The 16,934-nt window shown below is 34.8% G+C and carries 5 protein-coding genes; all 5 read right to left on the reverse strand.

Annotation, left to right across the window (positions count from 1 at the left end):
- Nucleotides 1–179: 179 nt before the first annotated feature.
- The gene (locus ACP7AT_RS04625) at nt 180–3,965 is read right to left on the reverse strand and encodes an RHS repeat-associated core domain-containing protein (protein ID WP_426063176.1); all 3,786 of its coding nucleotides are present in this window, start codon (nt 3,963–3,965) and stop codon (nt 180–182) included.
- A 17-nt stretch (nt 3,966–3,982) separates the two neighbouring features.
- Nucleotides 3,983–4,135, reverse strand: coding sequence for a hypothetical protein (locus ACP7AT_RS04630; protein ID WP_426063177.1), 153 nt, complete (start codon nt 4,133–4,135; stop codon nt 3,983–3,985).
- An 87-nt stretch (nt 4,136–4,222) separates the two neighbouring features.
- Nucleotides 4,223–4,504, reverse strand: coding sequence for a hypothetical protein (locus ACP7AT_RS04635; RefSeq protein ID WP_426063178.1), 282 nt, complete (start codon nt 4,502–4,504; stop codon nt 4,223–4,225).
- Nucleotides 4,505–4,585: 81 nt separating this feature from the next.
- Entirely contained in the window at nt 4,586–5,077 is a 492-nt protein-coding gene (locus ACP7AT_RS04640) for a hypothetical protein (RefSeq protein WP_426063179.1), read from the reverse strand.
- 82 nt (nt 5,078–5,159) lie between these two features.
- On the reverse strand, nt 5,160–16,931 hold the full coding sequence (locus ACP7AT_RS04645) for an RHS repeat-associated core domain-containing protein (protein WP_426063180.1): 11,772 nt from the start codon (nt 16,929–16,931) through the stop codon (nt 5,160–5,162).
- Nucleotides 16,932–16,934 lie beyond the last annotated feature (3 nt).

Raw genomic sequence — 16,934 nt, forward strand, 5'->3', positions numbered from 1 at the left:
AAATAAATCTATATATATAAATATTATTGTTACAATTGAAACCTCAAAATAAGAAAATAATCCATTGTCTTTGCCATCATAAAATCTCAAATCAAAATTTTTAACATTAACATCTATAAAATGCAGAGTAAATAAACAAACAATAATTATTGATAATGGAACTATTAATTTATATTTTCTCATTTTGTTAAAATAGCTTGTTCAACTTTATCATTTACTTTTTTTGTAGCCTTAGTTGCTACAGCTTCAGCAGCTCTTGAATTCCAATTTACCTCTTTACCTTTAACTTCCTCAACTGAACCAAAAGTTGAACCAGCACCTAAATCATGATTCATTTGTTTATGAGAATCTTTGTCAGTACCTGGATAAATTCCAGTTTTTAACTCTTTTTGCAATTTTCCTGCAAATTTCTTATACTTATCTTGAGACATTGCTTCTTGTAAAGTTGGTATATCTGATAATTTGGTTTCACCATAAACATCTTTGTAAATTTCAATAAAGTTAGAGTGTGAATAAAAATCTTGTACTGCGTGGTATTCTTCTCCAACTATTTTAGCTAATCCTTCAGCATTAATCTGATTCTTTTTATAGCTATAAAGTGCAGTTTCAATATTATCCATTGTTCCCTCAAAATTTGCCAATATTTCTTTATAATTCATACTGTCAAAATGGTCTGATTCAACTGATTTTTTTCCAAACCCACCAGCATACCAAGGTAAACTTCTAACATCGGGAGCTACCACACTACCATCATAATAAGAAACACCATTACCAACAATACCATTTCTAAAGGCAATTATTGCTTTTTGTTGTTTCATGCTTAAATATCTACCGTTCACTTTAGAAAATGCATTTCTTGTAATACGTTTATGCACATCTATAAGGAAATTTCCATCGGGGTCGATAAACAATAAAGGATTATTGTTTACATATCCATAAGGTGATAAATTCGGTAATTTACTAAATTCAGCATCCATTTTAAACCATCTACCCACTCTCGGGTCATAAAGTCTAGCTCCGAAATCATAGCTGTTTCCCTCGCCTTTTAATTCGTCATCTTTCTCCATGCCGTTAAAGCCATAACGATACGCTGTACTGTTCCCATGTCTATTAGGCACAAGCATACCGAAAGGGTAATAGTCATTATACGAAAGAACGTCTGCATTAAACGATTTGAGACCACTGCTAGGCACTGCATCCGTTATAAACATTGGGATTTTTTTGTCGGTTACCACAACCAAGACATTCCCCAAGTGGTTCGCTAACTCATAACGTTTATCGCCCACCAAATTTACATAATTATTTAACTTAATTGCTTCAAGAGCAGGATAAATTATATCTGAATAATCTATATAATCATGTATACCATCTACATCAACGTCTTGGGTAGCACCTGTATTTGGATTTCCATCCTTATCCGGATCGGGTCCTTCTTCCCAAGTTGCGTAACCATCGCCATCATCATCCTTGTCCAGATAGTTTGGTATGGTATCAACAAGCATATTAGGGTTGTTTCCTGCCACTGCATCTGTATTCAATGACGGCAAGCCCGCAGTGGGGTTATGATCGCCATCGGGATCGGCACCTTCCCAAATAGTCAGTACGCTGTCGCCATCGTCATCATTATCAAGATAGTTAGGAACAAGATCTGTGATCACATTGCCTTTCCTTTCTGTAAAATGGTCGGTATTGAGCGACTGAATTCCTGTTAGTGGGTTATGGTCGCCGTCTGGATCTACATTTTCAAAGTTGGTGTACAGACCGTCTCCATCATCATCAATATCCAGATAATTTGGTTGGGCATCACCATCTGTGTCTAATGATGTTCCACCTTTAGCAGGGTTCTGGTCTCCATCTGGATCAGCTCCTTCATATTGGGTAAACAAACCATCCCCGTCATCATCATTGTCCAGATAGTTTGGTACTGTGTTTTGGTTTGGTCCCGTGGTCGCATTCGTGTTCCAAGATGGTGTTCCTGTTATAGGGTTGTGATCCCCGTCAGGATCTGCTCCTTCAAAAATGGTAAGCAAGCCATCGCCATCATCGTCTGTATCCAGATAATTGGGGGTTCCGTCTTGATCGGTATCATCGCTTGCCAAATTATCATCCAGGTTTAAATCTTCATAAATATCCAGAATGCCATCTCCATCGGTATCAGCCATACAAAGTGCCGTAAGGGTTCTTTGTACACTAGGCGAAACCGTCATGATAGTGCCTGTGGCTGATGCAGGAGGATTATTGGTAACCGTTTTGCTGGTCGCATCGTCAAAACTAAATGATTGGGAATTAGCCACATCGTTTAGTGGTTTGATGGTGTAATTGAGGTAACACATATCAAAACCAAGGCTGTTTCCTCCGTTTATGGATCCGCCCAGTTTATTAATGCCATTTATTTGAACCGCAGGCAGCGGCGCAGTAGACGTGGCTGCATTCCAAACCGCACTGGCTGCTTCGATGGCACCATTTACAATGAAGCTTGCAGATCCGGTTCCGAAATCGGTATCCAAATTTAAGGTAATTCCTTTTTGAATATCGCTTTGGCTTATGGAGTTTGTTGCCACTTTGTTGTAGCTGCGAACGGTAGAAGCTGTCTCGTTTAAGGTTTGAGCAACAATAACAGCGGGCCTATATCCTGTGGCATCTTTTGTCACCGACACCAATACTTGAGTCGTTAACTTCTTGTTTACGATTACTTTTTTATTTACCCTTAGTTTTTCAATATAAGTTTTCTTGTTTTCAAAAGAAGTTGTCAAAATAGCAGCATTAGTCGAAACAGTGCTTGTTTCATAAACTATGGCACCATCTACACTATACCTTAAGATAGGAGATCCCACAACAAGACGCTCCATTTTTATAGTTTGAGTGGAATTTATTGCTCCTAAATCAACTGGATCACCACCGTTGTCAATCCTAAATAAATCAAGTTCATTATACCATGGATTAGAACTAATCTTCTTTTTCTTTTTTACAACAATTCTTGTAATAAAACCATAAAATTTATTATCTATTGCAAAACCTACTTTGATACCGCTTTGATCTAATCCTGTACGAGCATTATATTCAACAAATCCCTCTTCGTTTTGGTTTAAAACCTGCCCAAAAGAGAGGTCAGTTTCGTTACAATTACTAAGTCTAGATACATTTACAACATTCATGACACTAGTATTATTTACAGTGATACAATTGGTAGTTGTTCTAACTAGTGGGATGTCTGTTTTAGATGCAATAGCTGCGACCCCTTTATATTCAAATTGCCCAATAGCATAATTCCCTTCTGGAATACTACTATCCTTTAAACTAAATTTAGTATCTAAATGGATGTTCGTAGATTCCGGATTAGCTAAAACTACCGTGCTGGTTTGTATTGGCCAAGTGGCAACTGTTGACGAATCGAAACTAAGAGAGTAGTCCCTTATAACCGGTACTGGAGACAATGCTACTAATGGCTGAATAGTCAATGTTGCCGCTGTTTTGTTTGTACTTGCATCGGCCACGATATCTGTTTGAGTGGTACTCGCCACTTTGCTCACACTACTTTTAAGTTGTGCAGTATTTGGCAATTCGTTTTTATATACCAACAAATTCATGTCTTCCAGTCCTAAACGGCTACTACCATAAATATCATGCTCTCTGAGTGTCATACTCTTAGCTGTTGACGTTTGGTTAAGAGTATAGACCGCCAATTCATTGCCTTGAGCATCTCTTACATAATAGGTAGTTTTTGATATTGGGTTTGCTATGATTCCAAAATTAGTAGCTACTGATTTCGAAATACGATTTCCCAATCCGTCATATCCAAATGAAATAGTAACCGGATTTCCGTCCGTGTTTTTCATAACTTTTTTGACTTTACCATCTACGCGCCAAACAATTTTTAACCCCTCAGATTTGTCTTCGATTAATTGCCCTATTTCGTCATATATATAATTGTGGGTTGCCGCATCGTTTTCATTGTATTTAGACAATTCGCTTATGTTTTGTCTTATACGATCCCTGTATCGGAGAATAGATCATTGGCTGCATCAAATAGTTTCGTGAGGCGATTAGTACCATTACTATACTTATAAGCAAAATTATCCATCGCCGGATTCCTGACTCCATTAATCACTCCAAGTGCTTTTCGTTGTAGGGTCATTAAATTTCCATTTCTATCATAGGAGTAATTCGAACCATAACTTTCAGTGGCATTTTCAACTTCGGTTTCATTAGGAACAATTGATAATCAAGTCATCGACTTAATGCGGTTGGGCTGGTCGTAAGAATAATTATTTTTTTGTACAGGTAGTAATTCATCTTTATTTTTACGAATTGCCGTGGTCATCTGTCTAATGTTTCCATTGTACAAATTCTTGAGATTACCCCCAACCGTATTGCGACTAAACATCAATGGCTTGATAGAAGCATCATTAGTATCTCCCGAAATGGCATTATAATCCCCATCAAAATAACCTAAAGAATATCCAAAAGCATCTTTGGTTTTTGTTTGATTCTGTTTGCCGCTCATCCTTGCCGGGTCAAAGTCTCCCGACTTTGACCCGCACACGACAAATTCATCTATGGATAAGAACACTTTGCGGATCAGGGGTTAATGCACAGCGTCAAATAAAGAATCTGAAATTTGCCTAATTTCGGATTCTAAAAGTCCATCTTTATCTATATAATACTCACCTTCACTATTCACAAATAACAATCCAAAATCTGAGTTAATCATTTTTTTATCAATTATATGATCTTTAAATATAATAAATCTTGAAGCTGAAATTCTAATTTTAATATTTAAGGTGTCTACTTTACTTGAATATTCTTCTAAATTATATATAAAATCAGAATAACCCTCATCATATTCAGACTTATTTACAGAATCCAATTTATCATATTCATTTTGACTCAAGGAGTATCCAATAATATAATTACTACAACATTTAAGAGAAATTGTATTTAATTGCTTGGCCACTTTGTTTGTGATAGTTTTAGTGCTTTTTATTAAATCTTTTTCTTCTTTTTCGTTTTTGCATCCAAAGAAAACTATAATTAGTAATACGGGATAGTATCTATGAAATAAATTTACAAATGCCATTTTATTTTTTTTAATTAATATTTTACTGTTCAAATTGTCTAAATAATTGAAACTTTTGTTTTAATTCACAACATATGAACTATTAAAAATTTCTTGGTGATAAAATTTTATCTTTACTACTATTGTTTGAATTACCATTAGAAGTACTAAATTTAAATTGAGATTCTGTTTTATTAAATCTATTAATGAGATCAATCGTAAATGGATTTAATTTATCTTCTGAAGGAGCTAAAACATTATCTTTAGTGCTATTGTATTTAAATATTTCTTTTTCATAAGTATTATTTTTGTAATCATTTTGATTTTCATTATAAGCCTCCTTCCAACTTGAATACCCAAACATTTTGTTCTTTCCAGCTGGCCAAGAATCAATATGTACACCATCTTTCTTTTTAAAATCACCACCCCATCTAAATCCTAACTCTTTTGCTTTATCTATAAAATCATTATCTTCTATTTTACCCATATTGTTTTTACTAATAATATCGCTTGATTTACCCGAATTATTTTTATAAACTTGAAAATCTATAGCAAACCCCCCTTCGTGCCTACTATTACCTGGCTTGGCAGGTGTCAAACCCGTTTTTTGAATACCTGTTGATTGTTCTTTTGTAGTCCTGAAATCGCTATTAATATGGATATAAATTTTATTATCTATAGCATATTTAATTAGCTCTTTAACCTTGCCTGCAATTTCCTTATCTATAACTATTCTTAATTGTCCTTTTACATAACGTGATTTAGTTTTTATTATTATTTCAACTAATTCATTACCATCAGGATCTATTACATTTATTGGGTCATTTCCAAACGAAGTATATGGTGAAATACTTGGGTATTTTTTCTCAAGTGCATCAGGTGCAAACCATCTTCCAAATCTCGGATCATACATCCTCGCTCCAAAATCAATACTATTTCCTTCGCCTTTTAACTCGTTGTCAAGTTCTTTACCGTTAAACCCGTATCTGTAAGCCGTAGAGCTTGCGTGACGGTTTGGAACGAGCATGCCAAAAGAATCATAGTCCGAATAGCTAACAATATCCGCATTAAAAAATCGTAAAAGATTTGTTGCGTTTAATGTTGGGATTTTTTTGTCGCTTATTACTGCTAATACGTTACCCAAATGGTTCGAAAGCTCATACCTTTTATCGCCTGTCAAATTTACATAATTTTTGAATTCGATAGGTAGTATATCTGGATAAACTATATCTGAATAATCTAAATAATTAGGAATACCATCGCCATCAGAATCTAACGTATATGGATTGCCTTTAGGGTCTGCGGTTCCTTTTTCTGTATTTTCTAAAGTAGCATAACCATCACCATCATCATCTGAGTCTAAATAGTTGGGGATTGAATTTACAATCATTTTAGGATTGTTTCCTGCCACCGAATTGGTATTTAAAGATTTAGACAAACCTGTACCTGAAGGGTTATGATTGCCATCTGGGTCAGCTCCTTCAAATTTGGTAAATATGCCATCACCATCATCGTCTGTATCTAGATAATTGGGTATCGTATCTACAATAATATTAGTATTAACTCCTGTATACTTATCCGTGTTTAGAGAGTTAGCATCTTGATCGCCCATAGGTTTTGCGCCTTCATAAAAGGTATATAGACCATCTTCATCATCATCAAAGTCTAGATAATCCGGTAATGTGTCTCCATCTGTATTCAATGCGTCGATAGTTGCTGTGGGGTCTGGATTACCTGGTTTTTCATATAAAGTAAGTACCCCATCACCGTCATCATCATTGTCTAGATAATTGGGTATTAAATTTCGGCTTGGTCCTGCTGATTTATTCGTATTTAATGAGGCTGTTCCTACTGTAGGATTATGATCGTCATCTGGGTCAGCTCCTTCAAATTTAGTAAGTATACTATCGCCATCATCATCATCGTCAATGTAATTAGGAACTGTATCATTGTCAGTATCGGTATATGTAATATTATTTATATCATAAACCACTTCAAAAATATCAGAAATGCCATCTGCATCTTGATCCAGTAAACAAGAACCAAGGTCTCTTACTACTCCCGGTAGCACTGTCATTTGTATAGCGTTATTACTGGCCTCTACGGGAGGATTGCTGGTCACTGTAGCCTCAGAAACATCATCGAAACTAAATGAATGGGAAATGACATTATTTAAACTGTAATTAAAATTACACATTTCAAACTTTAAGGCTTTAAATCCTGCCAGTGTACCGCCCAGCTGATTGCTGTCACTTGTAGTGCTAACTGTTGGGATTATACCTATAAATGTAGCTGGAAGGCTCCATTGTGGAGTGGCAATACTATTCGTAGCATTAACATTGAATAAAGTTGTGGCAAAATTGGTATTTAATTTTAACGAAATTACATTAGTAATCTCGGAAGCACTTAAATAATCGCTTGGTATCACGCTGAATGTACTTTTTTTAGTAATGCTAGAAAACAGATCTTTAGCATATTGCGTAAACGCAATTTGGGGTTTTAAACCAGTTGTACTTTTTGCTAAAGATAGTATTGCTTGTGTTGTTATTTCTTGTGTTAAGGTTTTAACCACTTTTAGTTCTCTAACAGCCGTGTTATTTGTTGGAAAAACTATAGATAATTTATAAGCTGAAGCCAAAGTAGTTACACCATCTATCGCAAGGGTGTTTATCCCTCCTGTTGCATCAGGATAGCTTAACAGCACACCTGTTTGGGTTCTTTCTACTCTTAATTTACCATCAGTCATGATACTTGTTGGTACAGTTGCTAATGGGGTAGTTGTAGATGTAGGTGTACCTGCAGCTTTATTAATTGCCGTATTAGATCCTGTAATAACAGTTTGAAAACCATAAAGATCAGTGCCAATAAGAAATCCAACCCTAACATTATTGCTTGATAAAGCAGTGCCTAATTTATATTCAATATAACCATTCTGATTTGCAGGTAAGGCCGTTACAGTTTTAGTTTTTGAACCAGTACAAGTTCCTGACCTAGTAATATTAAACATATTACCACCCGCACCCTGCATCGTGATGCAAGTAATATTTGGTAAGCTAATATCTAGGTTAGTCTCCGAAAAAATCTTTGTCCCTTTATATTGTAACTGACTTATAGCATAATTTCCAATCACAGTAGGCACCGTTAATAATTTGATATTGGTGTCTAATGTAAAATCATTTAACGTCGGATCAGCTAATGGTGTATCACCAAATAATTCTATTGGCCATTTCGCTGTAGTGGTTTTATCAAAATGCAATGCGTAATCTCTCACAAGAGGTAATGGGCTAAGTACAACTGCTGATCTTGCTGTACTTATTGCATTATTTGTATCTGCCACAGGAGCCAAAAGGGTAATCGTTGTTTTTGGGGTTGCTATTTTAGATGTACTTCCTTTTGTTTTTAGAGCAGGACTATTTGCATCAGATTGATAAACGAGAAGATTTGTTTCTTCTAATCCTAGTCTGCTGCTTCCAAAAATGTGGTGTTCTTTTAGAATCAAATTTTTGGCAGTAGAGGATTCATTCAAGTTATAAACAGCCATTTCATTTCCTTGAGCATCTCTTGCATAATAACTCGTTACCGCATTTGAAGAGGAACTTGCATCTTCAACTCTTTTAGCGATACGATTTCCAAGTCCATCGTATTCAAACGAAATATATTTTGTATTTCCGGTGACAATTTTGGTTACCTTTTTTACCTTCCCGTCTGCACGCCAATCTATTTTTAGTCCTTCGGTTTTATCCTCAATTAACTGTCCTATTTCATCATAAATATAATTATGTGTTGCAGCATTATTGATATTATAGGTTATACCCAAGGCTGCTAATTGTGCTACCTGATTCTCTAAATCATTATCAAAAGTAGCTGACGGAGTTGATGTATTGTCTTTTACAAGTGTCAACTTGTTGTTGCCCGGTAGATAATCATAAACCAGTTGATCCATTCCGACAATAGTTCCATCTGATTTTGGTGCTGTTCTATTTAATGTGAGTAAATTTCCGTTTCTGTCATAGGAGTAATTCGAGCCATAACTTACAGTGGACTTTTTAACTCCTGTTTCATTAGGAACTATGGAGACTGATGTCATTGCTTTAATACGGTTAAGCTGATCGTAAGTATAATTGTTTTTTTGTACCGGCAATACCGTTTCTTCTTTTGAACGAATTGCAGTTGTCATTTGCTTAATGTTTCCATTATACAAATTCTTTATGTTTCCGGCAATAGTATTGTCACGACTAAACATCAAAGGTTTGAAACTTTTATCTCCAACATCATTTTTTATAGCCAAATAATCATTGTCATAATAGTTTAATGAATATCCAAAAGCATCTTGAGTTCTTGTTCCTCCATTATTTAATCCATCATTTCCTAAATCATTAAGAGAATTAGTGATGTTTTCACCATTTACTGTTTTTAACCAACTTTGCAAGGTATAAGCATAATCAATGCCTTGTACTTTTTTATCACCTAGTTCTACTCTTGCCAGTGGACCATGGGCATAGTATTGGTAGTGCGCATCTTTTTCCCATAACACCCCATTTGAAGAGGTTTCTACATTGACAATACGGTTGTCAGCATCATAATTGTATTTATGGGCAAACTGATCTGTTTTATTAGGCTGGAATTTAACGGTATTAACATTCCCGCTTATTAAATCGTACTCATAAACCACTCTTTTTAGATGTGCTTCACAATCATTTGTTTGTCCTGTAACAGTATTTACAATTGTAGCTGCATTGCACCCTAACTTTTTTAAGTATGAATTATAATTCACGATTTCTTTCACATTTCCATGTGCATCATAATTGTAGAAAATGGCATTTTTAAAAATTTCAGGAATTTTGGCAACGTAATTATCATAATAATAAACTCCAGTTACCCTGTTTCTATTATTAGTAGCGGGTTTAAAACCTACAGCTGTATTTGTTGTAAATAGACTAGAAGCCGTTACTGTAATTGGCGAAGTTTCTACCGATGGATCTTCGGTATAAACAGTTCTGGTAACTTCTGTTCTATCAAAAGCACCATCAAACCCATTAACTATTACGGAAGCTAAAAGTAGTTTTCCTTCATCATTAATCACATAATTAGTTGTGGATACATGAACCTCTCCAGCCTCAGTAATCCTTCCTAAATAATCGTAATTAGTATAGCTAAATCTTTGTTGTCCTGCTTCTAAATTCGGATTTAATTGTTTGGCATTTTGCGACGCAATTATTCTGCCCAAAGCATCATAAGCAAATCTCGTTTTGCCGCCATCTGGTGTTTGTTGCCAAACCAATTGATTTAGAGAGTTGTACTTATACTCTGTTTTAAAATTATGACTAGGTACTAAACTAGGGATTTCCAAAGAATCAGGTAGTGCACGATTATCATTAATGGCTTGGTTTTTTAAAACCATTCTATCTGTGGTAAAACGTTTTACACCTTCTGGGGCCACGGTCTGGATCAAATTGCCAGCCTGATCATAATAATAAAGCGTGTATTGATACTCTTTATCAGTATATTCCATAGTGAAATTTTCGACCACCTCTTCCATGGCGTCCTTCGTATACTTATCGATAAATTCCTGACGTAAGGAAGATAAATATTTATTATAATACTCTAATTGATAAGAAGCTGACACATTTGCCAATATTTCACTACACGGATTTGTAGTAGGTGGATTTGATGTAAGTGGATCTAAATTAACATTAGGAGGCATTGCTATCGGCGGGCAATCTGTCATATTGGTTACATAAATCGTATTTACATATTCTCTCCAAAATATTCTCTCTGAATTTGAGGCATTTGCAGCCGCGTAAGCACCATAATTGGCAATTACGGTATTCATGTTTTTATAGCCGTAATGCAATTGGGTATCTCCAAACTCAACTATTGTTACAAAATTTGGATTTTCTACAGATGCAATTTGTAAAGCATTGATATAAAAAATATAATCCTCAACCAGATATTGTAAGTTTGATTCACAAAAACCTATTGCTTCTTCTTTTTTCAGACCTTGAACTAATTGCGAAGTACCTTCTGCATCAAAATTAAAGAATGTTGTATAACGTGTATATATTTCATCACAACTAACAGGCGCAACAGTTTGAGGTATGCATACAACCGTACAACTGGAATTTGCAATCGCAATTTTAGCTGAAGTAGTTTTTAGAGCAGTGCTAGCTTCCTGATTATCATAGTAAGCGTAAAGAATTACATTATACAGAGTACTTTCTAAATCAGGATTTTGTGAATCTAGTTGAGCTAATGTTGCCCATTCGATGGGTAAATCTTCAGTAAATTTAAATTTAGCTTTAAATTCAATAGAAGTTGTCAAATCAAGATTAAATGGATGTTGACTGCTTTCCCATGTAGCTTGTTTTCCTCCTGTTCCCAAATTAAGCCCTAGCCCGTTTGTATTCCACCCACCAGATGAAATAGTCATAGGCGTACCTGCAGAAGAATAAGCTAAATCAGATCCTTCAGTCAATGAAAATGACTCATTAAAACTATTGAATGTATAATTTAGTTTATAGATTTCAATCGGTGCTGGATAATATTCAACCCATGCCAATTTGTCTTGAGCTGGATAGTGTGTAAACTGACTAGGATTTTCATCTGCTTCATATGGATCAACCCCAAGGTTATTATTCTCCAAAGAATACGTTATTCCATTAATAAGAAGGGAAGGAGAAGAGGTATAATTACCTTCAATGTCTCCTTCATAATGAATTTCAATATCGATTAGCTCTCCTTTAGAAAATGTAACATTTAAAGGATATATATCTAAATCTTTGAAATATAAATGTCCTGATGGACTTCCTCTCGAAATCTGCTTTCTTAATAAGAAAGCTGGCACATATCTATTACCATTAGGCTCTTGAACTTTACAAAAATCTCCAATGCCATCTCCATTATTATCTTCTTGATTCGGATTCGGCACGTCGATACAGTTATCACAATTATCGAAAACACCATCGCCATCAGTGTCAACCGTGCCACAAGGCATGTTGCATGTATCTCCAACACCATCACCATTTGTGTCCTCTTGATTAGGGTTTGGCGTATTAATACAGTTGTCACAATTATCAAAGACTCCATCACCATCAGTATCAATCGTGCCACATGGATTGTCACACAGTTCTCCAAACCCATCCCCATTATAATCCCATTCTCCACAAGGAGCACAACAGGCAAAATAAAGTGCGTTTTTTTGGTTTCCTGAGCTTATAGTACCGAGAATTTGTGATTCTCTACCAGTTTGTGGTACAAGATTCAGCACCAGAACATTGGCTTGATTCGCTGTTTTTAAAGCACCAACTGATACACTGGCGATAACATCTCCTTGCGAAAAATCAGTAAGATTTATAATAAAGCGTTTTACATTATTTACATATACCATTGCAACGCCAGCGGTATTTGTCCAAATGACTACATCGCCTGTGTTTATTCCAAAATATGTTTTAAGGTAACTGTTTGCAAAAACAGTATCATTGGTAATATCAAAATCAGAACTCTCAAAATTACCTATCGCTTGTAAGTGCAGTACTAAATCGTTTAATGCATCGCTAAATTGTTCTTTTTTATCACAATCAGCTGTTACAGGGTTAAGAATTTCTCCTACTCCAGAAGTACCCGAAACATGACATTCCCCAATTTTTGCGATAGTACTTCCTGTCAATACAATTTCTTTTACGTTTGAAATGTCGGATCCTATTTGAACTTTGGCAATCACTTTAAATCCAAAAGAAGGATTGGTTGGATTTAATGTTGAGGTAGTTCGATCATAATACAATTGGCTAAAACCTACAATACGCCAAGCAGTATTACTGCCATAATTATTCCATGACAATCCAGCACTTGCCGGCAAAGTCAATTTTAATGGTGTTCCAGTTAAAACGGTAGGAGTGAATGAAAAATTCAGTTCATTTGAGTTCACTTGAATACTCATAGTTGGAGTATTAACTGAAGCTACTAATGGCATTGATTGTCCCGTAAATTCCCCAAATAATTTTGCGGTTAGTGTTTGTCCTATTTGATTCCAAGTTCCTATTGAAGGCGTTGTTGATGAATTAATATCAGTAAATAAACCGTTTAAATAGGAATTAAGGTCACCTACTAGGGGACAGTTTCCGGTTTGTTCATAATATTGATAGTTCCCTTGAGAAACCAAATCATTTATAGCGTCCTTTGGTTCAACATCTGAATCATATCCAAAATCCGTAGGGATAAACCGCTTTTCTTTTTCTTTATAATTTGATGCTTGCGGGATTGAACAAAAAATCGCAGTAGTAGCGGGATTTTGTTTAAGATAATTGTTGATTGCAGTAACCTGAGTTGGATAATTTTTGATTACATTGGTAAATGTGGATGACCCATCTTTGCCAATGCATCCATTATAGCATCCCTTTGTTGTCGCATAGACATTTATGAAAACGTGCTGAATATTCCCTTTTAATGAAGTATACAAACTTTTGTAAGTATTCCAAATCCTATCTTTTTCTGCTGTTGTCAAGTTGGAAAGATTAATATTTGAAAAATTACAAGCCTGAATAGCATTGCATTTAACCATCTGAACGGCCACTTTAAACAAATTGAGTCCGCCTCCAGTTCCATCAGAATTTACAGTAAAACTTTCGTATTTGTTGTTTAATGCTTCTTCGATAATGTCTTTTCTAATCTCAAACAACCCGGAAGTTTCAAATTGACCCGGAATTACTGTGTTAAAATACGAGTCATTGGTATAGATTGCATTTGAATTAGGAAAATTGAAATTAAATAATCCTTCGGCAGTCGCTTTAGCATAAGTATCTATGGTATCTAAGTAACCATTATACTCATCCGAGTTAAGTGTTTTAGCTTGAGAAGAAGTCACATCACTGTTGTCTATTCCTCCATATTGTTTGACTGTTACTTGTTTTGTGAGCTGACATAAAGCTTTAGAATAGTCTAAATAACAATATTCAGGATGGTATTGAATTAATGATTTAGCCCATGAATTTTTCCAGTTATCTAAAAAGTCAGCTACATTTTTTAAATCCTGTGGTTTAATAAATATTCTCCCATCTGTATCAGATGTTATTAGTACTCCTAAAGCGATTTCGGGTTTATAGATACCTTCCTCTAATTCAACTTCTATTAGAGATACTTTATTTTCTTCATCCGCATAAGGTTGGGTTGGATTTCTCCAATTGAACTTATTGCCTGAATTATTATTAACCAGTCCTTGGTATATTATTTTGTTGTCTTCGTTAAAAAGACTGAGTCTTGCCCAGTTTGGAATTAGACTGTTTTCAGTATCTAAATCACCAGTCAGACCATACTGACCGCTAGGACCTACATCCGTTAATAAAGTATCTTCATTGATGGAGCAACTTGAAGCAAAAGTGGGTCCACACAACTGTTCACAAGCTTTGTTAAGTGTTTCCCATTCTTCTATTAATTTTAGTGCTAATCCATCTATATCTGTTTGAGATATCGGTTCTCCAAAATTGACTGGAGAGCTGTTTGCAGGTTCGTTTATTGTTACCGTAAAGGTTGAAGGATCTACTACAAAAGTAATTGGGTCATTGACGGACACATGATAAATACCATTTAACTGGTTCAAAATATAATTCTTTTTTGTACCAATACTGGTGTTGCATTCTTCGCAGGTTGTTTCACAGGTAATCGTGGTAGCGGAATTGAAATTTGAGAAATCAGAGGGCTTGATATAACAGGAACTTGAAGGATTCATTATTTTAGCCATATAGCTATCAGCATAATCATTTAACACCTCTTTATTTACTTTTAATTCTTTTAAAAGTAAATAATTTCCCGTATTTAAGGATAAATTTTGAGGTAAGATAGGTTGATTAATATTAAAAGTAGGAGGACTTGAGCCAATACCTGATGTACCTATACGAACGTTTGTAATTGGTGTTAGTAGATTTGTAGCACAATCATCCTTTAAACTGATATTTAAATCGTAAACAAAAGAATATTTATCACCACATGAAAGTATGTCAGGTGTAAAAGTTTTATCATTTTTTACATTATAGGCAAAATAATGTTGAATATTATTTCCCGTAACTCCAATTTGTTTTGAAAGGGCCAGGATATCTTTATTGTTGGAAAAATTAAAAGAAGTGTTTAACTCATTGATATCTAAAGTTGTATCTGTATCATTTACGTTGATTTTATTTAATAAATCTACAGTCATTTTCTTATGCAAATCTGCATTGTTTGCATCGGGTAATGCTTCTAAGTTATCAGGAGCACCACCTGCTAAAGCTGTCGCAATAGTTCTTCCTTGCGGGTCAATATAACTTACGCTCACTTGTCCGTTTGGATCTACAACACTATTTTTTTTATAATGTGAAGCATAACCCACTTCGTATCCAAAAAGACGATTAAGTTCTTCTTGATTAGGAACAGAATAAAAATACTTCATCTCATGACCAGTTCCTAATTGATGATTGAGTCCAACGCCCCCTTTTCGGGCTATTCTACCTGTGTTGTCTGGTGTATACTCAATTTGACTAAACGGATGATTTGATGCCGCAGGAATGTAGTTTTTAAAAGAACTTGTTATGTCATTATTCACAGAATAATACTGACTGGAGCCACTCGTGTTTATCATACCTGAAATTTGTGAATCACAACTTGTAGCCTGAGTATCCCAATCAAAATCTAAATTAGAGTAGAGTTCACTGTTTAAGTTTTGATTTAGATCCTTAAAATAGCGAATGTAATTTCTATTTAATGGCACCGGTAAAACCTCTATAGCCGGTCTTCCTTGTGTATCGTATATAACTTCGCCTACAACCGCATTGTTATTTGTATTCACTTTAGTAACCGTTTGTCTGTTTCTTAATGAACCATCAAAATAACTTACTACTTCTTTCTTTTTTCCTTGTTCAGCATAACTGGCTTGAAATTGCCAGTTTTTACTATTTTCATGTTCATTTATAGAAATAAAACTATTTAACCAATCAATTACTTTATTCTTATTAGATACTCCAGAACTCCAAGGCCCATAATAGACTTTATTTACATTATCCATAAATCGACCTACCGCTCTCACTCGATAAATGATATATCCTCTTGAATAAATCAAAGGAATTTCATAATTAGGGTTTGTTGTACGTATTCTGGTATTGTTTAACTCAAAATCTCTGGATGAAAAATTAATAGAATTGGGATTTAAAACGGTAGATAATCCATTGCTGGCATAATTATCTACCCATGTCCATTCGAGTTCATATTCTAAAGCACCAACAAGAGGTGACCAACTGTATCTCAGAGCAACAGGTACTCCATCGATATCATTAAGAAATTTAGGTTGAACTTTTGGTAACTGTTCCGTTACTTGATAATAGCGTTCTGATTCAAATCCTAATTCTAATGAGATATTTGAATTAATGGTATTGGTTACAATTCCCGTTTTAGGATCAGTTGTTGTGTAAGAGTTAACAATAACCTTAACTCCATATGTATTCATTAATTCGTGGGAAGCCAAATCAATAAAATTTGCCGAATTTCCCAAAGGGTTATATTCTACTTCCAATGTTTTTGTGTACTGATTTACATTATCTTCAATTCCTCCCGAAAGGACAGGAATTATTGTCAGATTAACTATCGTTTTAACCCAAATAAAAGGGATTACATTACTGTTTACCTTTAATTTCACATAGGCTTTAGTGCTTATAGAAATATGATTGGGTACATTTAGCTCTGGGTCAATTATTGTTTTTGGAGTCCCGTCTAATAATTGAACATTATTATAAGTTTTAACAGGTGTTTTATAACTATTTTTTTGTCCAAAAATAGTCCCACTGCACAAAATCAGCATGAATACTATTGCTAAATTGCATAAATTTCGAGTAAAGGTAAAGTGTGATAAATTCATAAA

Origin of the sequence: Flavobacterium sp. DSP2-3-1 (genome assembly GCF_049896865.1) — a bacterium.
GTDB lineage: Bacteria > Bacteroidota > Bacteroidia > Flavobacteriales > Flavobacteriaceae > Flavobacterium.

Coding starts and splice junctions, on each gene's coding strand:
- ACP7AT_RS04630 (WP_426063177.1), bottom strand. CDS start 4,135: ATGACCCTACAACGAAAAGCACTTGGAGTGATTAATGGAGTCAGGAAT.
- ACP7AT_RS04635 (WP_426063178.1), bottom strand. CDS start 4,504: ATGAGCGGCAAACAGAATCAAACAAAAACCAAAGATGCTTTTGGATAT.
- ACP7AT_RS04640 (WP_426063179.1), bottom strand. CDS start 5,077: ATGGCATTTGTAAATTTATTTCATAGATACTATCCCGTATTACTAATT.
- ACP7AT_RS04645 (WP_426063180.1), bottom strand. CDS start 16,931: ATGAATTTATCACACTTTACCTTTACTCGAAATTTATGCAATTTAGCA.